The organism is Caballeronia sp. LZ029, assembly GCF_031451275.1.
GTDB lineage: Bacteria > Pseudomonadota > Gammaproteobacteria > Burkholderiales > Burkholderiaceae > Caballeronia > Caballeronia jiangsuensis.
Genome location: NZ_JARUXO010000001.1, coordinates 2,247,119 through 2,266,464 on the forward strand (window position 1 = coordinate 2,247,119; position 19,346 = coordinate 2,266,464).

The 19,346-nt window shown below is 61.3% G+C and carries 21 protein-coding genes and 1 pseudogene; 9 read left to right on the forward strand and 13 right to left on the reverse strand.

Annotated features, from left to right (window positions below; translation table 11 throughout):
- Positions 1-219: 219 nt before the first annotated feature.
- Positions 220-1,017 (reverse strand): metallophosphoesterase, encoded by a 798-nt coding sequence (locus QCE73_RS10665; protein ID WP_309881128.1) that lies wholly within the window; start codon positions 1,015-1,017, stop codon positions 220-222.
- Positions 1,018-1,751: 734 nt separating this feature from the next.
- Here QCE73_RS10665 and QCE73_RS39400 point away from each other — a divergent pair.
- Positions 1,752-1,985, forward strand: coding sequence for a helix-turn-helix domain-containing protein (locus QCE73_RS39400; protein ID WP_035503253.1), 234 nt, complete (start codon positions 1,752-1,754; stop codon positions 1,983-1,985).
- Positions 1,986-2,736: 751 nt separating this feature from the next.
- On the opposite strand, the pseudogene QCE73_RS10670 reads toward QCE73_RS39400, so the two are convergent.
- Positions 2,737-3,507, reverse strand: a pseudogene (locus tag QCE73_RS10670) (thymidylate synthase); the annotation flags it as partial.
- 152 nt (positions 3,508-3,659) lie between these two features.
- The gene (locus QCE73_RS10675; protein ID WP_035503252.1) at positions 3,660-5,039 is read right to left on the reverse strand and encodes a sigma-54 dependent transcriptional regulator; all 1,380 of its coding nucleotides are present in this window, start codon (positions 5,037-5,039) and stop codon (positions 3,660-3,662) included.
- Between the two features lie 658 nt (positions 5,040-5,697).
- Between QCE73_RS10675 and QCE73_RS10680 the strand changes: the two genes are divergently transcribed.
- The gene (locus QCE73_RS10680) at positions 5,698-5,895 is read left to right on the forward strand and encodes a hypothetical protein (RefSeq protein ID WP_309881130.1); all 198 of its coding nucleotides are present in this window, start codon (positions 5,698-5,700) and stop codon (positions 5,893-5,895) included.
- A 101-nt stretch (positions 5,896-5,996) separates the two neighbouring features.
- On the forward strand, positions 5,997-6,494 hold the full coding sequence (locus tag QCE73_RS10685) for a dihydrofolate reductase (protein WP_309881132.1): 498 nt from the start codon (positions 5,997-5,999) through the stop codon (positions 6,492-6,494).
- A 50-nt stretch (positions 6,495-6,544) separates the two neighbouring features.
- On the opposite strand, the gene pmbA is transcribed toward QCE73_RS10685, so the two are convergent.
- Positions 6,545-7,915: a metalloprotease PmbA gene (gene pmbA / locus QCE73_RS10690; protein WP_035503247.1), complete on the reverse strand. Its 1,371-nt coding sequence runs from the start codon at positions 7,913-7,915 to the stop codon at positions 6,545-6,547.
- A 214-nt stretch (positions 7,916-8,129) separates the two neighbouring features.
- On the opposite strand from pmbA, the gene yjgA reads away from it, so the two are divergent.
- Together yjgA and mog are read left to right on the forward strand one after the other, a co-directional pair.
- The gene (gene yjgA / locus QCE73_RS10695) at positions 8,130-8,741 is read left to right on the forward strand and encodes a ribosome biogenesis factor YjgA (protein WP_309881134.1); all 612 of its coding nucleotides are present in this window, start codon (positions 8,130-8,132) and stop codon (positions 8,739-8,741) included.
- A complete protein-coding gene (mog, locus tag QCE73_RS10700) occupies positions 8,710-9,345 on the forward strand; it encodes a molybdopterin adenylyltransferase (protein WP_309881136.1) in 636 nt (211 codons plus the stop codon). Before yjgA ends, mog begins: the two co-directional genes overlap by 32 nt.
- Here the strand turns inward: mog and orn are convergent.
- On the reverse strand, positions 9,342-9,950 hold the full coding sequence (gene orn, locus QCE73_RS10705; protein ID WP_187605833.1) for an oligoribonuclease: 609 nt from the start codon (positions 9,948-9,950) through the stop codon (positions 9,342-9,344). The two genes, mog and orn, sit on opposite strands and share 4 nt — an antisense overlap.
- 88 nt (positions 9,951-10,038) lie before the next feature.
- Between orn and QCE73_RS10710 the strand changes: the two genes are divergently transcribed.
- Genes QCE73_RS10710 through QCE73_RS10720 form a run of 3 tightly spaced genes read left to right on the forward strand, consistent with a single transcriptional unit; the run spans position 10,039 to position 12,550 of the window.
- Positions 10,039-11,307 (forward strand): M48 family metallopeptidase, encoded by a 1,269-nt coding sequence (locus tag QCE73_RS10710; RefSeq protein ID WP_187605834.1) that lies wholly within the window; start codon positions 10,039-10,041, stop codon positions 11,305-11,307.
- Positions 11,304-12,230 carry a ribosome small subunit-dependent GTPase A gene (rsgA, locus tag QCE73_RS10715; protein WP_309881138.1) on the forward strand — a complete coding sequence of 309 codons (927 nt, stop codon included), beginning with the start codon at positions 11,304-11,306 and terminating at the stop codon, positions 12,228-12,230. Before QCE73_RS10710 ends, rsgA begins: the two co-directional genes overlap by 4 nt.
- Positions 12,227-12,550, forward strand: coding sequence for a DUF2007 domain-containing protein (locus tag QCE73_RS10720; protein ID WP_035503235.1), 324 nt, complete (start codon positions 12,227-12,229; stop codon positions 12,548-12,550). Before rsgA ends, QCE73_RS10720 begins: the two co-directional genes overlap by 4 nt.
- On the opposite strand, the gene QCE73_RS10725 is transcribed toward QCE73_RS10720, so the two are convergent.
- The 6 genes from QCE73_RS10725 to rpsP form a co-directional block, all read right to left on the reverse strand.
- Positions 12,551-13,489 carry a CobD/CbiB family protein gene (locus QCE73_RS10725; RefSeq protein WP_035503234.1) on the reverse strand — a complete coding sequence of 313 codons (939 nt, stop codon included), beginning with the start codon at positions 13,487-13,489 and terminating at the stop codon, positions 12,551-12,553. It abuts the gene before it with no gap.
- Between the two features lie 120 nt (positions 13,490-13,609).
- A complete protein-coding gene (locus tag QCE73_RS10730; RefSeq protein WP_309881140.1) occupies positions 13,610-14,269 on the reverse strand; it encodes a CoA pyrophosphatase in 660 nt (219 codons plus the stop codon).
- Between the two features lie 146 nt (positions 14,270-14,415).
- Positions 14,416-14,805: a 50S ribosomal protein L19 gene (gene rplS, locus QCE73_RS10735; protein WP_035503232.1), complete on the reverse strand. Its 390-nt coding sequence runs from the start codon at positions 14,803-14,805 to the stop codon at positions 14,416-14,418.
- A gap of 131 nt (positions 14,806-14,936) precedes the next feature.
- On the reverse strand, positions 14,937-15,707 hold the full coding sequence (gene trmD / locus QCE73_RS10740) for a tRNA (guanosine(37)-N1)-methyltransferase TrmD (RefSeq protein ID WP_238212531.1): 771 nt from the start codon (positions 15,705-15,707) through the stop codon (positions 14,937-14,939).
- 25 nt (positions 15,708-15,732) lie between these two features.
- Positions 15,733-16,455: a ribosome maturation factor RimM gene (rimM, locus tag QCE73_RS10745; protein ID WP_309881143.1), complete on the reverse strand. Its 723-nt coding sequence runs from the start codon at positions 16,453-16,455 to the stop codon at positions 15,733-15,735.
- 54 nt (positions 16,456-16,509) lie between these two features.
- On the reverse strand, positions 16,510-16,764 hold the full coding sequence (gene rpsP, locus QCE73_RS10750; protein WP_008342343.1) for a 30S ribosomal protein S16: 255 nt from the start codon (positions 16,762-16,764) through the stop codon (positions 16,510-16,512).
- A gap of 255 nt (positions 16,765-17,019) precedes the next feature.
- Between rpsP and QCE73_RS10755 the strand changes: the two genes are divergently transcribed.
- Positions 17,020-17,523 (forward strand): hypothetical protein, encoded by a 504-nt coding sequence (locus tag QCE73_RS10755; RefSeq protein ID WP_309881144.1) that lies wholly within the window; start codon positions 17,020-17,022, stop codon positions 17,521-17,523.
- Between the two features lie 4 nt (positions 17,524-17,527).
- Here the strand turns inward: QCE73_RS10755 and QCE73_RS10760 are convergent, their stop codons facing one another.
- Positions 17,528-18,655 carry a PA0069 family radical SAM protein gene (locus QCE73_RS10760; RefSeq protein WP_309881145.1) on the reverse strand — a complete coding sequence of 376 codons (1,128 nt, stop codon included), beginning with the start codon at positions 18,653-18,655 and terminating at the stop codon, positions 17,528-17,530.
- Between the two features lie 67 nt (positions 18,656-18,722).
- Positions 18,723-19,211 carry an Lrp/AsnC ligand binding domain-containing protein gene (locus QCE73_RS10765; protein WP_035503319.1) on the reverse strand — a complete coding sequence of 163 codons (489 nt, stop codon included), beginning with the start codon at positions 19,209-19,211 and terminating at the stop codon, positions 18,723-18,725.
- Positions 19,212-19,346: the final 135 nt, after the last annotated feature.

The window sequence follows — 19,346 nt, forward strand, 5'->3', positions numbered from 1 at the left end:
GTAGTAAATGTGCGATGCCGAGCCATCGTCAGCTCGGAACAACTCGCATATCCAAGGCTGCTGCGGGGCGACACTGACGGAAATCTCAGAGGCTCTTTCGAGCAATTGGCTCGGTAGGACAAAGACCACGTTGGCATCTAAAGGTGCTCCACGAAGTCGCGCTATCAGCTCGCGAACCCTCACGATTTAACTTTCATGCAAGCGGTAAGCCAACTTCTTTTACTCGGACGATAAGTCGATGACATGTGCAAAGTTGAACCCTTCATTTTCAAACCGAAGTTGACGTAGGTGAGCCGCTTCAAAGCGGTTTCGCGGGTAGCCGAGCGGATTGCAAACAACGCGGCATCCCTGAACTGCATAGTCAAACGCGTCATGCACATGGCCATGGAACCACATATCCGCTTTCGCCAACAGCGGCGTCAAGTCGCTTACGAAGGCGCCATTCAATACATCCCCGGCGTATCGCGGATGTACTGAGAAGGGATGCGGTCCGTGGTGTGTCACTACCACCGTCACTCCGTCGTACGGGCGCGAAAGCTCCCCCGAAAGCCAAGTGCGCGAGCCATGGTGGTCGTTCAACGCGTCGCGCGGTGAGAACTCCGTCCCACTGCGCGTCGAAATCGCACGATGGTCATTCAAGCAACGGCGGCCGCTCTTCATTGCTTCCAACTGCGTGTCTCCGAGCCGATAGTCCGTCCATAGGGTGCATCCAACGAAGCGGGCACCCCCAAAATCCGCGACGTCGCGCTCGAGAAAGTGAACTGACGTTCCGACGGATTTCTCGCGCAGTTCATCGACGAGGTCTTCGCGACAATAGTTATAGAACTCGTGATTGCCGGCGACATAAATCACGGGCACGGGCCAAGTCCCGAAAAGCTCAATGGCTTTGCTTCCGCTCGCGATGTCGCCAGCAAGTACGAGCAGGTCCGCGCCGTGCGCCGGTCTGATAACAGTCTCGCCGGGGAAGTTTCTTGCGAGCAATTCAAGATGCAAGTCTGAAGCAAGTTGGACACGCATTCGTCAACACCGTGTTCACATCAACACCGTCTTAGCAATGTACAAATAGCGAAGGCTGTCTTGCCGCGATAGGCCGTCAGAATGCTTATCGCGACATCTCTTAGGTAACTGCAGAGCCAACGTCACCTCTTTTGACGACGTGCCGAGTCTTTCCTTGGCTGACAAAAGGACTTCAGGGTCGGGATGCCGCACATCCTCCTCACGCCCCAAACATTCGGAAGTCGACTCAATACAACACAGATAGATGGCATCGAACGCTGCGACGACCAGCGTCGACGGCGAGATACCTCGCGCGACGCAGTCAGTAGAAGTTCATTTGCTCGCAACAGGCGCGGTGATGCTGCGGGCACTTCTGAACTTCATCTCCTCAACGGACAGCGCGACGACGAACACTGCAACCAATTAAAACCGTTTGCGCGCGACTCGCGTTCGCCGATGCCGAAGCATCCCGGCGTCGCCAGCGACGTCGGTGCTTGCAACCTACGAAACGTACCGGGTACTGCTGTTCCCAAAATGTTCGGTCGGTTGCTTACAAAATTTCGACGATTTATCTGCGGCGTTTGCCGGCCGATTTGTCTCGCAACAGCGGACCTGGTTGCCTGCAAAAGTCGGCAAAGTTCACAGCCGCACAGCCCGCAAAAAACGTCTTATACGACGTATTTTAATCTTTTACGCTCTGTACGCAAGCCCGTACAGCAGGAAAACTGTCGGGTCTAAAGTTTTCAGAAATTTGCATGCTGCTAAGGAAGGCCTTCGGGCTCTCAGTGAGCACGGAACGTAAGGCCAGGAATCTGACGCAGGCGGAACTCGCTGAGCTTGCCAACATTCACCTGTCTGCGCTCAGCGCCCTTGAACGCGGCCTGAGGCCGGCGACGCTTGAAACCATAGAGGTGGTTTCCGTGGCGCTAGGGGTTCCGTTGTCTACTCTCTTTCGACGGGCTGAGGACCTTCAACAGACCAACCCATAAGACTAGGTTTGGTCGCACGTCTGGACTTGCCGCGCCTACAAAACATTCAGATTGCGGCCAGCATATGTCGCGCTCGTCTCGGTCTAAACGGTTGACTCCGCGCGGGACGCCTCATCGCTCGCACTGTTCGCTAACCAGTTTTGCACGACGTCCTCCCTCCAACGCAGCAGGTCCCGTTCGTAAAGTTCTGCTCGCGGAGGAAGGAGCCAAGGACGATGTTTTGCTCGCAGCGTTGTCGTGCGAATGGATAGGGCGAGAATGGCCGCAAGGTCGGCGGCATCGAGATAACGATGCGTATCGGATGTGTTTAGCTGTTCCATCCGACGTATAGCATCCGTCGAATTTCGGTTGGTCGTCATCCCAAGCATGTTGATGACGTCATCAAGTCGGGAAGTGGGCGATTTCGAGCAAACGTGGGCACACGTCGCAGAGATGTTCCGGACGTCACTTTCCCATCAAACATCAGCCTGAACGCGCTCTTGCAGAGCAGGTCCGACTCACCACTCTATCGTTCGGATGAGAAGACGGGAACGACCGGAGGTGTGGACGCTTCTACCGATACACGTGATTCTCGTCGAACCGTCATCGGCACGGGCCGCATGTCTTTCAAGGGCTAACTTTAGTTTTTGGACGGTGCGCTTCAGCACCGCAACTGAACTGACGAAACTTTCTGGTACTTTTAATAAATGGCCGGCAAAAATTCGGCTACAGACCATAATCAATGGTAGGTTGGCACTTTTTTAGGTTCCAGAAAGCAGTGCGCATCGCCGATGAAATACGTGAACCAGCGCGGCTTGAACCCGGTCAGCCGGCCGACGAGATGCAGCAGCGCCGCGCCTTCGGCCAGATTGAACGGCGTGCCGAGCCCGACGTCATTGCTGCGAATGTACAGACACAGCGAAATTTCGCGCGTCACCGCATTCGGGATGAACTGATACAGCAGATGGCACGCGGGCAGCGCGATCTCGTCGAGTTTCGCCGGATTCCACGCATGAAACAGAATGCGCCGGTCGGTCGGGCGCTCGATGATCGTGTCGAGACACTGACGCAACTGATCGATCGCCTTGTACAGCAGCACCTGTTCGCGCCCGTTCTCGACGAAGCTCGTCACGACCTGGAAGCCGCGATTGGTCGCATCGGCGATCTGATCGTTCGCGCCGGCATCGACGAGCTTGTACGCGGGCCATTTGCGCCACTGCACGCCGTACACGTCGCCGAGATCGTCCGGGCCCTGGCGGTACGGATTCTCGAGCCATTGCGGATTTTCGTTCGCGTTCGCGTCCCAGACCTTGCAGCCGAGCGCGCGGAAATCCGCCGCGCTCTTCGATGCCCGCAGAAAGCCCACCAGCTCGCCGATCGCGGATTTGAACGCGAGCTTCTTCGTCGTCACGGCCGGAAAGCCTTGCTGCAAGTCGAAACGCAGCATCGCGCCGGGAATGCTGATCGTGCGGATGCCCGTGCGGTTTTCCTGCCAAGTGCCGGTATCGAGAATCGTCTGGACGAGCTCGAGATACTGTTTCATTCGATGTTCCCTGGGTGTGCCGCATGCCCTCGCGAACGGAGGGCGTAAACACGAGATTTTACCAAGCGACGAGGACCGGCGCTTATTTCAGCGGCACGAAAAAACGGGCGCCTGAAAGCGCCCGTCCGGTGGTGGATCTCGGTGATGTGCGCTCAGCCGCGCGTGGCGTGCTCCGACGGCGCATCGACCTCGATGTGGCGCATCCCGTGCGCGCTCAATAGCCGATACAGTGTCACGCGCGAGATGCCCAGCTCGTGCGCCGCATCGCCGAGACGTCCGCGATGGCGCAGGAGCGCAAGCTCGATGGCCTGCCGTTCGGCCGCCTCGCGCGCCTGCGCGAGCGAAACCGGCGCCACTTCGACGTACTCGCCGAGTTCGAGATCGCGAGCGGTGATCTGCCGCCCCTCCGACATCACGATCGCGCGCCGCACGCGGTTGATGAGCTCGCGGACGTTGCCCGGCCAGCCGTAGTTGTGGATCGCGGCGATCGCATCGGGGGAAAATCCGCGCAGCCGCCGGCTCGCATCCTTCTTGAAGCGGTCGAGCATATGCTTCGCGAGCAGTTCGATGTCCTTGCCGCGCGCGCGCAGCGGCGGCTCGTCGATCTGCAGCACGCACAGCCGGTGATACAAGTCCGCGCGGAACCGCCCTTCGATCATCGCGGTCTGCATGTCGACGTGCGTCGCCGAGATGATGCGCACATCCACCGGCGTCGAACCGTGACCGCCCAGACGCTCCACCTTGCGTTCCTGCAGGAAGCGCAACAGGCTCGCCTGGCTTTCGAGCGGCAGATCGCCGATTTCATCGAGGAACAGCGTGCCGCCGTTGGCCGCTTCGACGCGGCCGATCTTACGCTGATTCGCGCCCGTGAACGCGCCGCGCTCGTAGCCGAAAAGCTCCGATTGCAGCAGATGCGCGGGAATCGCGCCGCAGTTGATCGCCACGAACGGTTGATCGCGACGCGCGGAGCGCTCGTGAATGGCGACGGCCGTCAGTTCCTTGCCGGTGCCGGATTCGCCCGAGATGAACACGGGTGCGTCGGTCATCGCGACCTTGCGGATCGAACGGAAGAGCGCGAGCATCGCGTCGCACGAACCGACCATCTCGCCCTCGGCGCGGCCTTCGCTGCGCGCATCGTGCGATGCGGCGTCGTGCAGCGAAACCATGCCATACGCATGACCGACGGAATCGACGATGCGGTCGTTCGACGTCGGCAGCGTCACGTAATCGAAGCAGTAGTCGCGAATCAGACGCCGCACGGCAGCGTCTTCCAGTTGTCCGGCAACGGTGGCCGCGACCCAGCCCACGTTGGTCATCGTCAGCGACGATTCGAACGCCGCCAGTTCATGAGATTCGAAATGACTCGACAGATCCAGTAACCCGCCGGTCGCCAGATCGCTACGCAGTGCCTTGCGCGTGTCGCGCGCGCTCGCGACGATTTCGATATGCCAGCCGCGCTCCTCGAATCGCGCGCACAGCGTCTCGCTTGGATCGCGAGTCACATAGATGAGTTGCCGCCGAGCGACGTCCATTATTCAGATCCTTTGTTCAACATTCGTTGAAAAGGTCACGTAGTTCAGGCTCGCACTACATCGCAGACTTCGTTGCCCTCGCACGTTTCTCTCAAACGTATGGAGAGGGACTTGCCCATTCGATACGACGCCCCCGGGACATAGCGCGACACACCACGCGCTCTTCCACGAAACCCTTTATGTCTGATTCTGTGCCGTTTTTGAGAGACTACTATAACCCAGAAACCCCGAAAACAAATATCGCGAGAGCCGCCGGTTTAGCCACAAAACCCTGATAGGACGGGCCTCGCAAGAATTTCTCACACGATTATTAAAAACTTTACGCACAATTTAATAAGACAAAATCTTATACCGATTTCACGAGAACTTCATGTTTTTCTGCCCCTATGTTTCAGCTGTGAAACGTTTTCGGCCAAGTTTCCGCAACGCGCCTTCCACCGACTTCCGCCATTCATTGCGTGGCAATGCTTTCCGACGCATGGCACATAATTCGCTCGACTAGAAGCGCGTCGGATGGTAAGAAATACTGTCTATAGAACGTGCGTTCATATTCTGTCCCGCATTCATCTTCAGCTTAATCGTTCATACCGGCGAGACGATTACTTTATTTCCGGATCTTTCCGCGCCGGGAATAATTACCTTGGGTTATGTCGTTACGATGGCACTCGATAGTTCATACCGGCGCGAGGAATCAGGCGGCGCGCAGCAAGACCGCGAGGAAGCGGACGAACCGGACGATGCGAAACAGCCCGCCATCCGTCCGACGGGCTCAGGCGTCAGCGTGATGCTATGGGACGAGGTCGCGCCCGCCCCGGCCTACGCGCCGCCGCTCGCCGACGATTCGCCCGAGGCGTGAGTCCGCGCGCCGCTGCGGCGGCAGTTTCGGTCCGAAGTGTCGGTTAGAATCGAGGCCCTGTCGGCGCGGCCCGCGCGCCTGTTTGCCTCGACCTTTCTCACATGACGACGCTGACCCTGATCGTCGCCCGCGCGCGCAATGGCGTGATCGGACGCGATAACCAACTGCCCTGGCGCCTGCCGGAAGACCTCGCATTCTTCAAGCGCACGACGATGGGCGCGCCCATCATCATGGGCCGCAAGACGCACGAATCGATCGGCCGGCCGCTGCCGGGACGGCGCAACATCGTCATATCGCGCGATGGCACGCGGCGCTACGAAGGCTGTGACGTCGTGACGAGCCTCGAAGCGGCGCTCGCGCTCGAACCGGCCAAGGAAGCGTTTTTGATCGGCGGGGCGCAGTTGTATCGCGATGCCATCGCGCGCGCCGACAAGATGATCGTCACCGAGATAGACGCCGATTTCGACGGCGACACGCGCTTTCCCGCGCCCGATCCGGAATTGTGGCGCGAAGTGTCCCGCGAGCCGCATCGCGCGGCGGCGCCGAACGATTTCGCGTTCGCGTTCGTGACCTACGAGCGCATCGCGGCCTCGGAATGAAAAAAGGCTCCGGATGCGTTCCGGAGCCTTCGTCTTTCAGCGGATGCGGATCACTGTCCCGCGATCGTCATCCGTTCGATCAGCACCGAGCCGATTTCCTTCGTGCCGCGCACGACGGTATCCGCGCCGATCGCCTCGATGTGTCGGAACATCTCCTGCAACGTGCTCGCCACGGTGATTTCCTCGACCGCATGCACGATCTTGCCGTTCTCGACCCAGAAGCCCGACGCGCCGCGCGAGTAATCGCCCGTCACGTAGTTCACGCCCTGCCCCATCAGTTCGGTCAGCAAGAGGCCGGTGCCGAGCTTTTTCAACATCGCTTCGAAATCGTCTTCGGGTTTCGTGTGCGTGCTCTTCATCGTCAGATTGTGCGAGCCGCCCGCGTTGCCGGTGGTCTTCATGCCGAGCTTGCGCGCCGAATACGTCGACAGGAAATAGCCCTGCACGACGCCATCCTCGACCACGCTGCGACGCTGCGTGCGCACGCCTTCCTCGTCGAACGGCGCGCTGCCCATGCCGCCCTTCACGTGCGGATCTTCGACGATCTGGATATGCGGCGCGAACACCGGCTTGCCGAGGGTATCGACGAGGAACGTGGTCTTGCGATACAGCGCGCCGCCGCTCACCGCCTGCACGAACGCGCCGAGAATGCCCGCCGCGAGCGGCGCCTCGAAGAGCACGCGGCACTTGCGCGTGTCGAGACTCCTGGCGCCCAAGCGTGCGAGCGCGCGCTCGGCGGCGTAACGTCCGACCGCTTCGGGCGCGGCGAGGCCGGACGCATCGCGCTTGGACGTGTACCAGTCGTCGCGCTGCATGTCGCGGCCCGCTGCCGCGATCGGCGCGCACGCGATGTAATGCCGCGAATACGGATAGCCCGCCATGAAGCCGCGCGAGGTCGCGAGCACGAATTGCGAATGCTGCGCCGAGACGCTCGCGCCTTCCGAGTTGGTCACGCGCTTGTCGACGGCGAACGCGGCGGCTTCCGCGCGGCGCGCGATCTCGGCGGCTTCCTCCGCATCGATGTCCCACGGGTGATAAAGATCGAGGTCCTGCGGCGCCTTTTCGAGCAGTTCCGCTTCGGCGAGGCCCGCCGCGCTGTCCTCGGCCGTGAAGCGCGCGATGTTGTACGCGGCGGCGACCGTGTCGCGCAGTGCGTCGCGCGTGAAGTCGGCGGTGCTCGCATTGCCGCGCTTCTTGCCGATGAAGACGGTCACCCCGACCATCTTGTCGCGGTTGTGCTCGATCGTCTCGACTTCGCCGCGCCGCACGCTCACTGACAGGCCGTCGCCTTCGGAGATCTCGGTGGCGGCATCGCTCGCGCCGAGTTCCTTCGCGTAACGCAGGATATCGGAGGCGATCTCCTTGAGTTCGTCCTGCGTATGCGGGAAGTAGCGTTGCTTGACGTCCATGTCTGCTGCCATTTTTGGTTGCCTTTGGAAGTCGGGCGGCGCGCGCCCGCGCATGTCGTGGTTGCTTCGGAATGTCCGGCTCGACGCGCACGCAATCGGGCGTCGAGCGACGGAACTGGCCTATCACGCGATCATAGCAAGGACGGCGTGCATTCACCCGCCAAGCTTTGTCGCAGACGCGGACGCGCGCTTCAGGCACGGTGCGCACGCAAGCTACAATGTCGGGATGAACCGTAAAACCCGCATTCAACCGATCGATTCCGGCCGCGACGACGAGCGCGAGACCGACGAAAACGGTTACGACCGTCCGAGCAAATCCCAGCTCAAGCGCGACATGCACGCGCTGCAGGAGCTGGGCGAAGCGCTGATCGCGCTGCCCAAAGATGCGCTCAAGCGCATGCCGATGCCCGAGAATCTCGGCGACGCCGTGCGCGAGGCGCGCCGCATCACCGATCACGAAGGCAAGCGCCGCCAGGTGCAGTACGTCGGCAAGGTCATGCGCTCGCTGATCGAGGACGAGGTCGCGGCGCTGCGCACGGCGCTCGATACCTACCGTGGCGTGAACAAGTCCGAAACCGCGCGGCTGCACTGGATCGAGCGCACCCGCGAAAAGCTTCTCGCCGACGACGCCGCGCTCACCGAATTCATCCGCAATCATCCGGACGTCGATCCGCAGGAAGGCCGCACGCTGATCCGCAACGCGCGCAAAGAGCGTGAGCAGCAAAAGCCGCCGCGCTACTACCGCGAACTGTTCCAGTGGATCAAGAACGCGGCGGGCGCGGAAGACGACGAAGACGTCGAAGGCGATGAGGACGATCGTGACGAAACCGAAGCGTAATCACCCGGACGAGCTGATCGTCGGGCTCGTGTCGATCAGCGATCGCGCGTCGCAAGGCGTCTACGAGGACAAGGGCTTGCCGTCGCTGCAAACGTGGCTCGGCGAGGCGCTGAGCACGCCCTTTCGCGCGGAGACGCGCCTCATCCAGGACGATGCCGCGACCATTTCCGCGACGCTCGTGGAACTCGTCGATACGCTCGGCTGCGATCTCGTGCTTACGACGGGCGGCACCGGCCCCTCGCGCCGCGACGTGACGCCCGAGGCGACGCTCGCCGTCGCCACGAAGCCGATGCCCGGCTTCGGCGAGCAGATGCGCCAGATCAGCCTGAATTTCGTGCCGACCGCGATTCTTTCGCGGCAAGTCGCGGTGATCCGCGAAACCGAAGATCACGCCGCGCTGATCATCAACCTGCCGGGACAGCCGAAGTCGATCCGCGAAACGCTCGAAGGATTGAAAGACGCCGACGGCAAGCAGAAAGTGCCGGGCATTTTCGCGGCCGTGCCGTACTGCATCGATCTGATCGGCGGACCGTATATCGAAACGCGGCCCGACGTGGTCACGGCGTTCCGCCCGAAAAGCGCGATCCGTCCGCCGAAAAGTTAAGACGCGGCAGCCGGCGCCGACGGAATCAGGAAGTGCTCGCGGTAATACTTGAGTTCGTCGATGGACTCGTGAATGTCGGCGAGCGCGGTATGCATCGCGCGCTTCTGGAAGCCCTTGTAGATCGCCGGCTGCCAGCGGCGGCACAGTTCCTTCAGGGTGCTGACATCGAGATTGCGGTAGTGGAAAAACGTCTCCAGCTCGGGCATCCAGCGCGCCATGAAACGGCGATCCTGGCAAATCGAGTTGCCGCACATCGGCGACTTGCCGGGCGGCACGTACTGGCCGAGAAACTCGCGGATCTGGCGCGTGGCTTCGGCTTCATCGACCGTCGACACCTTCACGCGTTCTGTCAGCCCCGAGCGTCCGTGCGTGTTGCGATTCCACTCGTCCATGCGGCCGAGCGCCTCGTCCGTCTGATGAATCGCGAGTACTGGCCCTTCCACCATCCTGTCGAGCGTCGAATTCGTCACGACCACCGCGATCTCGATGATGCGATCGTTGTCCGGATCGAGACCGGTCATCTCCATGTCGAGCCACACGAGGTTCATGTCGCTGCGCACGAGCGCGTTTTCGTCTGATTCGGGGGCGGCGGAGATGTCGGTCATAAGAAGCGGCCTGAGAGATGGGAAAGCCACTGCGCGTCGGCACGGCCTAGAACCTATAATTCTCGCATAGTTCAATCGGAAGTCCCGGATGACCAACCTCACTCTCGCTTTCTCGACGATCTTCGTCGTCGCCCTGGTCGCGATGGTCTCGACCAAGCTCTGGCTCGCGTCGCGGCAGATTCGCTACGTCGCCGCGCACCGCAACGGCGTGCCGTCGCAATTCTCCGGCACGATCCCGCTGACCGCGCATCAGCGCGCCGCGGATTACACCGTCGAGCGCACGCGCCTCACGATGATCGAGGTCGTCACGAGCGCGGTCGTGCTCGTCGCGCTGACGCTGCTCGGCGGCGTCCAGGCGCTCGATCTCGCCATTTCGGACTGGCTCGGCCGCGGCTATCTCGGTCAGATCGCGCTGGTGGCGTCGGTGGTCGCGATCACGAGCATCATCGATCTTCCGTTCGATTACATCCGCCATTTCGTGATCGAGGAAAAGTTCGGCTTCAATCGCATGTCGAAGAAGCTCTTTTTCGTCGATCTCGTGAAGGGCACGGTGCTCGCGGTCGTGATCGGCGCGCCGCTTCTGCTGCTCACGCTCTGGCTGATGGACCGCGCCGGCACGTTCTGGTGGCTGTGGACATGGATGGTATGGGTCGCATTCCAGTTGCTCGCGATGATCATCTATCCGACCTTCATCGCCCCGCTCTTCAACAAGTTCGAACCGCTGAAGGACGAGGCGCTCGTCGCGCGCATCACGAATCTGATGTCGCGCACGGGCTTCGCCGCGAAGGGCCTGTTCGTGATGGACGGCAGCCGCCGCTCAGCGCACGGCAACGCGTATTTCACGGGCTTCGGCGCGACCAAGCGCATCGTTTTCTTCGATACCCTGCTCGCGCGTCTTTCCGGCAGCGAGATCGAAGCGGTGCTCGCGCACGAACTCGGCCATTTCAAGCGCCGTCACGTGCTCAAGTTGATGATCGTCATGTTCGGCATCAGCCTCGCGATGCTCGCGCTGCTCGGCTGGCTCATTCAGACGACGTGGTTCTACGAGGGTCTGGGCGTGCGGCCGTCGCTCGTCGGCAGCAACAACGGGCTCGCGCTCGTCCTCTTCATGCTCGTGCTGCCGGTGTTCATGTTCTTCATCACGCCGCTCGGCAGCCTGACTTCGCGCAAGAACGAGTTCGAAGCCGATGCCTTCGCCGCCAGCCAGACCGATCCGAAGGATCTCGTGAACGCGCTGGTGAAGCTCTACGAGGACAACGCATCGACGCTCACGCCCGATCCCATCTACACCGCGTTCTATTATTCGCATCCGCCCGCTTCGCAGCGCATCGACCGCCTGATGCAACACGCCGCATGACGCGCGGGTCCAAGCATCCGAGCGTGGGCGCGCGCCTCGAAGGCACGGTGATCGCGGCGCACGGGCGTCACTATCTGGTGAATCCGCAAGACGGCGGCGCGATGCTTCAGTGCTTCCCGCGCGGCAAGAAAAGCGAAGTGGCCGTCGGCGATCGCGTGATCTATGAGCAGTCGTCGGCGGATCAGGGTGTGATCGTCGAGATCGGCGAGCGGCGCAATCTGCTTTACCGTTCGGATCAGTTCAAGTCGAAGCTCTTTGCCGCGAATCTCGATCAACTGCTGATCGTGCTCGCCACGGAACCGCATTTCAGCGAGGACCTGCTCGGACGCGCGTTGATCGCGGCTGAGGCGCATGGGCTGGAATCGCTCATCGTGCTCAACAAGATCGACGTCGGACATGCGGTGCCGCTCGCGCGCGAGCGACTCGCGCCGTATCGCGAACTCGGTTATACGGTCGTCGAACTGTCGGCGAAGATGATGCCTGGCGACGTCCATCCGCAACTCGATGCCCGTCTGAAAGACCGCTCGACGATCCTGCTCGGCCAGTCGGGCATGGGCAAATCGACGCTCGTGAACCTGCTCGTCCCCGATGCCGACGCCGCCACGCGCGAGATTTCATCGGCGCTCAATAGCGGCCGCCACACGACCACGTTCACGCGTCTCTACGACTTGCCCGGCGGCGGCGCGCTGATCGATTCGCCGGGTTTTCAGGAGTTCGGACTGCATCATCTGTCCGAAGGCCAGCTCGAGCGCGCCTTCGCGGATTTCCGGCCCTATCTCGGGCATTGCCGCTTCTACAACTGCCATCATCTGCACGAGCCTGGCTGCGCGGTGCTCGAAGCCGTCGATGCCGGCAAGATTCGCCCCGAGCGTCACGCGCTCTACGCACAACTCGTCCACGAAGCCAGCCAGATCGTTCGATGAAGCGTCTCACGCGCGCTCCCAACCTGATCACGGCGCAGCACTGGGTGAACGTGCTTGCGACCGCGGGCGTGCCGTGCGAGTTGCACAACCGCTATCTGAACGGCGCGATGGGAGAGATTCCGGCGGATCAGTGCGCGCCGGAGATATGGATCGTCGACGATCGCGACGAAGCGTTGGCCTTGCGCCTTCTGGAGCGCGCTAGAAAAGGGCCGGACGCGAACGCCCGGCCCTGGAGATGCAAGCATTGCGGCGAGTGGCTGGAACCGCAATTCACCGTGTGCTGGAATTGTCAGACGGCGCGCGATCCGCTCGACGACTGATTACGCCAGCCACACGGCGATCGTCAGCATCAGCAGCAACAGCATCCACAGAATCACCGCGCGCCACACGAGACCGACGGCCGATTGCAGCGTGCGCGGCGTGCAGTCGTCGCCGACGGGCAACGGGCTCGCATCGCCCACGGCAAGCGCTTCGACCGAAAGCGGCTCCGCCAGCGGACCCGCGAGACGCGCGCCCAGCGCACCGCTGCCTGCGGCGAGCAACACGCCTTCGTTCGCGTCCGGCCACTGACGCGCGTGATTGCGCCAGGCATAGATCGCATCCTCGAAATTGCCGACGATCGCAAAGCCGAGCGCGGTCAGACGCACCGGCACCCAGTCGATGACAAAGAACGCGCGCTGTGCGAACGACGAAAACTCGGCGGTGCGCTCCGGATTCGGCTTCGCCCACGCGCGTGCCAGATATTCAGCGATGCGATACAGCACCGCGCCCGCCGGGCCGATCGGAATCAGGAACCAGAAGAACACGCCGAACACATGCCGGTGCGACGCCACCACCGCGTGAACCAGCGTATGCCGCACGATTTCGCTGACGGGCATATCGACCGTGTCGATGCCAGTCCATTCGTTCAGCACTTCGCGCGCGCGCGGCACGTCGTCGTTGTTGAGCGCGAGGTGGATGTCGGTGAAATAGTGGCTGAACTGCCGGAAGCCGAGCGTGAAGTACACGATCACCACGTTCCACAGAAACGCCAGCGCGAAGTTGATCCGGTACAGCACGTAATAGACGAGCCCGACCGCGAGCGTCCACGGCAGCACGACCACGAGCCACGCGACGATGCCGTGTTTCTCCTTGCCAGCATCGAAACCGTGCGCGGTGGATTCCGCATGATATTGGAGCAACGCCGAAATCGGATTGTGCGGCGACAAGGCGCGCATTTGCTCAATGACGAGAGCCAGCAATACGGAGAAAAAAGTCATGCGAAGCGCCGAAACGGTCGGATTAGTTCGAGTTTCGCGTAACGATAGCACAGCGCCATACGCGTTTAGCGCGCTGAGTAATTGCGCAAGCCGCGCCGAGCACGCGGACTTTCCGCGCCGTCACGCGCGAGCCGCGAGAAAGCGATAAAAATTGCGCAACATGCCGGCCGTTGCGCCCCAGATGAAATAAGGAGCCTTTCTTTCGCCCGGCGTGTAAGGCATCGCAAAAAAACGACGCTCGCCGCCTTCCCAGCGAAAAACGCGCACTTCGTGGTTCGCCGGATTCATGAGCCAACCGAGCGGCACTTCGAAGATATCGGCGACTTCGCATGTATCGGCCTTCAGGGTAAAAGGCGGATGCACCAGCGCAACGACAGGCGTCACCTTGAAACCCGTGCCCGTCAGATATTCGGGCATCGCCCCGATGATCTCGCAATGTTCCGCGCCCAGGGCGACTTCTTCGTAGGCCTCGCGCAGCGCGGTGGCGGCGGCATCGGCGTCTTCGGGCTCGCGTCGGCCGCCCGGAAAACTGATCTGCCCGGCGTGATCCGACAGATGATCGGCCCGCTGCGTCAGCAGCACGGTCAAGCCGCCCTCGCGCACGATGAGCGGCACCAGCACGGAAGCCACGCGCGGATCGCCGCCGATCGCCTTGATGCGCTGCTCGCGTTCTTCCTGCGTCCAGTCGAGATTAAGCGCGAAACGCGCGCGCAGGCCTTCCGGCGTGAGGCGCTCTGGCGGAATCGGCGGGAGTGTCTCACCCGTCGAGAGGACGGGCATCTTTTCTGGTTCGAGGATGCGGGGAGTCGAAGTCTTTCCGGTGGACACGGGGTCGAGAACTGGGCTGTCGAAGTCTCAATTTGAACACACCAAAGAAAAAAGCACCCACATGGGGTGCTTTTTCCGTACTACGCCTGGACAGCCACTTACTCTGCGGAAGCAGCAGCCTTGTCTTTGAAGACCAGCTTTTCCTTGATTCGAGCCGACTTGCCCGAACGCTCGCGCAGGTAGTAGAGCTTCGCGCGGCGAACATCGCCACGACGCTTCACGACGATGCTCGCGAGCAGCGGCGAGTAGGTCTGGAACGTACGCTCGACGCCTTCGCCCGACGAAATCTTGCGGACGATGAAGTTCGAGTTCAGGCCACGGTTACGCTTCGCGATGACGACGCCTTCGTAAGCCTGGACACGCTTACGCGTGCCTTCGACCACGTTCACGTTGACGATGACGGTATCGCCCGGCGCGAAGTCGGGGATGCTCTTCTCGCCCAGAACGCGTGCGATCTCTTCCTTCTCGAGTTGCTCAATCAGATTCATTACTGACTCCTTGTGCCATCTTGCCGAAGTTGCGTGCCTTGTATTTGCGTCAGGCCTCGGTAGAGGATGGGTTTGCTTCAGGCGCCGATTTTCAGCCAGCGCCCCCATTTTCTCGCTCGTCCGCCCGAAATCTATGCAGACTTCGACGCTTCCTTCGCGAGTTCTGCGAGCCACGCCTCGTCGGTGCGGCTCAACATCTTGCTGTCACGCGCCCGTCTGATCAGATCGGGCCGCTTGTTGAATGTGTTGCGTAATGCTTCGCGCCTGCGCCAGGCGTCGATTTCCTTGTGATGGCCGCCGAGCAGCACATCGGGAACACGCACGCCTTCGTACTCTTCCGGACGCGTGTAGTGCGGGCAGTCGAGCAAGACATCGACGAAACTGTCCTGCACCGCCGATTGCGCGTCGTTCAGCACGCCGGGCAACTGGCGCACCACGGCGTCCATCAGCGCCATCGCGGGAAGTTCTCCGCCCGACAGCACGAAGTCGCCGAGGCTTACCTCTTCGTCCACTTCACGGTCGATCAGGCGCTGGTCGATCGCTTCGTAACGGCCGCACAGCAGCACGAGACCCGGTTCCTGCGCAAACCGCATCACGCGGTCGTGGTCCAGTTTCGCACCTTGCGGCGACATCATCACGACGCGCGTCGATGTAATTCCCTGCTCGCGCTGCGCAGCCTTAGCCGCGTGGATCGCGTCTTCCAGCGGGCGCGCCAGCATCACCATGCCGGGGCCGCCGCCGTAAGGGCGATCGTCGATGGTGCGGTAGTTGTCCGTAGTGAAATCGCGCGGATTCCACGTTCGCAAACCGAACCGCTCCTGCTTTACCGCCCGGCTGGTGATGCCCCAGTCGGTCAGCGCGCGAAACATCTCGGGAAAGAGCGTCACGACATCGAACTGCATCGCTCTCTCCGTAACGTGACGATGTTCAATAGTCGGCGTCCCAGTCGACGACGATACGCTTCGCCGCCCGGTCCACCGTCTTCACATACACGCCGACGAACGGAATCAGCCGCTCGCCGGTGACGGGCTTGCCATCCTTGTCGGTACTCGGATACTCGATCCGCAGGATGGAATGCGCGCCGTTGTCGATCAGATCCGCAACGCGGCCCAAGGCCACGCCCGCTTCACTTTCGACATCCAGGCCGATCAGATCGACCCAGTAAAACTCGTCTTCGCTGTCCAGCTTCGGGAAATCGCTGCGCGCGATATTCACCGTGTGGCCTTTCAGCGCGAGTGCCGTATCGCGGTCATCACAGCCGGCGAAGCGCGCGACGATCGTATCGGCATGCACTTTCGACTGCAGACAGCGCGCGGACTTGTAATCGCGGCCTTTGACGAGCCACCAGCGTTTGACGTTCAGCAGCGCGTCGCCGCCCTGCTTGCCGTTCGCGTGCGGCACGATCTTGACCCAGCCTTTGAGACCATATGCATCGGCGATGAAACCGAGTTCGACGGCATCGTCAGGCAAAGCCTCGACCGATTCGATTCCGCCTTGCGGCGTCTTCGAGCTCGAAATGTCGACCGCCACGTGGCGCGCGCCCGGCTTGCGGACGAACGCGCCAAACGTGGCGGAACTCTCATCGTGCCCCGGCTTTGATCGGCCGATATCTTCCGGCACGCGGCCGGATTCAGAATTGCGCGTAGACATCGGCGAATCTTTGGGCAGGTTTCGAGCGGCTGTTACAGCGTCGACGAAGCGAGCTTAAGCAGCCGGCTGGGCTTGCTGAGCTTGCTTGACGAGACGCTCGACGGTCGGCGACAGTTGCGCGCCAACGCCTTGCCAGTACGTCAGGCGATCCTGAGCGATGCGCAGCGATTCGCCTTTGGTCGCGACCGGGTTGTAGAAACCCACGCGCTCGATGAAGCGGCCATCACGGCGGCTACGCGAGTCGGTTGCAACGATGTTGTAGAACGGGCGCTTCTTCGAGCCGCCACGAGCCAAGCGGATGATGACCATGCTGAAATCCTTGAAAACCGGGGTTCGGAACAACGAGAACAGGCGATTATAGCCGGAATCTGAAGCTCGAACAAACACTTAACGCATTTTTTGAATCCGAGCCGGATTCGGAACGATTCCAGCACATTTCCGGATACCGGGAATCACGGCGACGCGGCGACACGCCATTGGTGGCGCGAACACACGTCGGCGTAAAATGGCTGACCGCGTCCGCATTCAAGCGACGTCCGCCTCTTTCCACCACCGCTTTCGCTGATGACTTCCTCGTCCGTCGCCACGCAAGCCGGCTCAAAGCCGGCCGGCAAGCAGGTTCCACCCTATTTCCGCTCGAAAACGCTGACTGCCGCGCTCGCGTTCCTGTTCGGCTACATCGGCTTGCACCGCTTCTATCTGTATGGAATGCGCGACAAGTACGGCTGGGCGCATATCGTCGGCATCGTTATGTGTGAGTTCGGCTATCTGTTGCTTGCGGAAACGGAGCGCACTTCGCTTCTCGGCTGGGTGCTGGCGTTTCCAGGCGCGATTTCGCTCCTCGCCGCCTTTCTCTCTGCCATCGTCTACGGCCTGCGCCCCGACGCCAAATGGGACGCGCAGTTCAATGCGCACACTGGCCGCAGCAGCCGCTCCGGCTGGACGGTCATTTTCGTCGTGATTTTTTCGCTCCTGTTTGGCGCGTTCCTGCTGATGACCGGTCTCGCGCTCACGTTCCAGACGTACTTCGAAAGTCAGGTCGAGGCGGCGAAAACGCTGTCGCAATAAAACGTCAGAACAGGTCGAGTTGCGGGCTGGACGGCGGCCCCGGGCGTTTCGCGGGCCGCTGGAACTCGGACATGTCGAGAATGCCGCGTTGCCGCGCATTCAGCCCGAGGCGCTTCGTCGCCTTTTGAAAGCGCTGCTTGAGCATATCGGCCCACAGACCCTCGCCTTTCATGCGCGTCGAAAAATCCGAGTCGTAGTCCTTGCCGCCGCGCATGTCGCGCACGCGGCTCATCACGCGATCCGCGCGATCGGGAAAATGCGCGGCAAGCCAGCCCTTGAAGAGCGGCGCAACCTCCCACGGCAGACGCAGCACGATATAGCTCGCGCTCGTCGCCCCCGCTTCGGCGCACGCTTCGAGGACACGCTCCATGTCCGGCTCCGTCACGAACGGAATAACCGGTGCGATGCTCACGCCTACCGGAATGCCGGCCTCGGCAAGCGTCCGGATCGTGCGAAGCCGCCGCGACGGCGTCGCCGCACGCGGCTCGAGCGTTCGTGCGATATCGGCGTCGAGGGTTGTGACCGTGATCGCCGCCATCACCTGTCCGCGCGCGGCCATCGGCGCAAGCAGGTCGATGTCGCGTTCGATCAGCGAATTCTTCGTGATCGCCGCGAACGGGTGACCGCAATCGTGCAGCACCTGAATGACACGCCGCGTGATTTGCAGATCGCGCTCGACCGGTTGATACGCGTCCGTGTTGACACCGAGCGCGATCGGCTCGGCTTCGTAGTTCGGTTTCGCCAGTTCGCGTTCGAGCAATTCGGGCGCGTTGATCTTCGCGTAGATCCGGCTTTCGAAATCCAGCCCCGGCGATAGTCCGAGATAGCTGTGCGTAGGGCGAGCAAAACAATAGATGCAGCCGTGCTCACAGCCGCGATAGGGATTCAGCGAAACGGAAAACGGAATGTCCGGCGAGCTGTTGCGCGTCAGAATGCTCTTCGCCCGCTCCTCGAAAATCTGGGTGCGTAGCGGTGGCGCGCCTTCGTCCTCGGGATCGGCGATGTGCGCCCAGCCGTCGTCGACGCGTTCGCGCTCATCCTTTTCGTAACGCCCCTGGACATTCGTGACCGCCCCGCGCCCCTTCAGCGGAGCGGGTGGCGCAACGGGATACTCACGATCGGGCGATGACATTGCGACGAAATCCATCGATTAATACTGTATAAATATACAGTATTGCTTCGCCATCGCAAGCGGAAAATCACGTCTCGACGAGAATCTTTAGCGTCTCCTTGATCTCCTCCATCACGACGTAGCTCTTCGACTGCACCGCGCCCGGCAATTGCAAAAGGATGTCGCCGAGCAGCTTCCGATAGTCCGCCATCTCGCCGATCCGCGCCTTGATCAGATAGTCGAAATCGCCCGAAACGAGGTGACATTCGAGCACCTCGGGAATCTTCTGAACTTCGCGCCGGAATTGCTCGAACATGTTGCCGCTCTTGTGATCGAGCGTGATCTCGACGAATACGAGCAGCGCAGCGCCCAGCTCGTTCGGATTCACGCGCGCGTAGTAGCCCATGATGACGCCATCGCGCTCCATGCGTTTCACGCGTTCAATACAAGGCGTCACCGACAGCCCGACGCGCTCGGCCAGGTCTTTCATCGCGATTCGGCCGTCCTCCTGAAGGATGTTCAGGATCTTGTGATCCAGCTTGTCGAGCGCGCGTACTGGATTTCGCTGAGTTCGCATTCGTTTTTCCTGAAAATCGATCAAATACAATAACTAAAACTGGGTCGAAGTCCATACCATAGTCGATAACACTATACGAGCTTCAGTTTGTCGCGTCGATCGCCCAAAGGCCCGCGCACTCGGAAGTTTCATCGA

Excerpts from the sequence above, each read along its gene's own strand:
- yjgA (WP_309881134.1), top strand. The coding sequence starts at position 8,130 with ATGAACCGTAAAACCCGCATTCAACCGATCGATTCCGGCCGCGACGAC.
- QCE73_RS10685 (WP_309881132.1), top strand. The coding sequence starts at position 5,997 with ATGACGACGCTGACCCTGATCGTCGCCCGCGCGCGCAATGGCGTGATC.
- QCE73_RS39400 (WP_035503253.1), top strand. The coding sequence starts at position 1,752 with ATGCTGCTAAGGAAGGCCTTCGGGCTCTCAGTGAGCACGGAACGTAAG.
- QCE73_RS10730 (WP_309881140.1), bottom strand. The coding sequence starts at position 14,269 with ATGCCCGTCCTCTCGACGGGTGAGACACTCCCGCCGATTCCGCCAGAG.
- QCE73_RS10680 (WP_309881130.1), top strand. The coding sequence starts at position 5,698 with ATGGCACTCGATAGTTCATACCGGCGCGAGGAATCAGGCGGCGCGCAG.
- rplS (WP_035503232.1), bottom strand. The coding sequence starts at position 14,805 with ATGAATCTGATTGAGCAACTCGAGAAGGAAGAGATCGCACGCGTTCTG.
- rpsP (WP_008342343.1), bottom strand. The coding sequence starts at position 16,764 with ATGGTCATCATCCGCTTGGCTCGTGGCGGCTCGAAGAAGCGCCCGTTC.
- QCE73_RS10720 (WP_035503235.1), top strand. The coding sequence starts at position 12,227 with ATGAAGCGTCTCACGCGCGCTCCCAACCTGATCACGGCGCAGCACTGG.
- rimM (WP_309881143.1), bottom strand. The coding sequence starts at position 16,455 with ATGTCTACGCGCAATTCTGAATCCGGCCGCGTGCCGGAAGATATCGGC.
- orn (WP_187605833.1), bottom strand. The coding sequence starts at position 9,950 with ATGACCGACATCTCCGCCGCCCCCGAATCAGACGAAAACGCGCTCGTG.
- QCE73_RS10675 (WP_035503252.1), bottom strand. The coding sequence starts at position 5,039 with ATGGACGTCGCTCGGCGGCAACTCATCTATGTGACTCGCGATCCAAGC.
- QCE73_RS10765 (WP_035503319.1), bottom strand. The coding sequence starts at position 19,211 with ATGCGAACTCAGCGAAATCCAGTACGCGCGCTCGACAAGCTGGATCAC.
- QCE73_RS10710 (WP_187605834.1), top strand. The coding sequence starts at position 10,039 with ATGACCAACCTCACTCTCGCTTTCTCGACGATCTTCGTCGTCGCCCTG.
- trmD (WP_238212531.1), bottom strand. The coding sequence starts at position 15,707 with ATGCAGTTCGATGTCGTGACGCTCTTTCCCGAGATGTTTCGCGCGCTG.
- mog (WP_309881136.1), top strand. The coding sequence starts at position 8,710 with ATGAGGACGATCGTGACGAAACCGAAGCGTAATCACCCGGACGAGCTG.
- QCE73_RS10665 (WP_309881128.1), bottom strand. The coding sequence starts at position 1,017 with ATGCGTGTCCAACTTGCTTCAGACTTGCATCTTGAATTGCTCGCAAGA.
- QCE73_RS10760 (WP_309881145.1), bottom strand. The coding sequence starts at position 18,655 with ATGTCATCGCCCGATCGTGAGTATCCCGTTGCGCCACCCGCTCCGCTG.
- QCE73_RS10755 (WP_309881144.1), top strand. The coding sequence starts at position 17,020 with ATGACTTCCTCGTCCGTCGCCACGCAAGCCGGCTCAAAGCCGGCCGGC.
- rsgA (WP_309881138.1), top strand. The coding sequence starts at position 11,304 with ATGACGCGCGGGTCCAAGCATCCGAGCGTGGGCGCGCGCCTCGAAGGC.
- pmbA (WP_035503247.1), bottom strand. The coding sequence starts at position 7,915 with ATGGCAGCAGACATGGACGTCAAGCAACGCTACTTCCCGCATACGCAG.
- QCE73_RS10725 (WP_035503234.1), bottom strand. The coding sequence starts at position 13,489 with ATGACTTTTTTCTCCGTATTGCTGGCTCTCGTCATTGAGCAAATGCGC.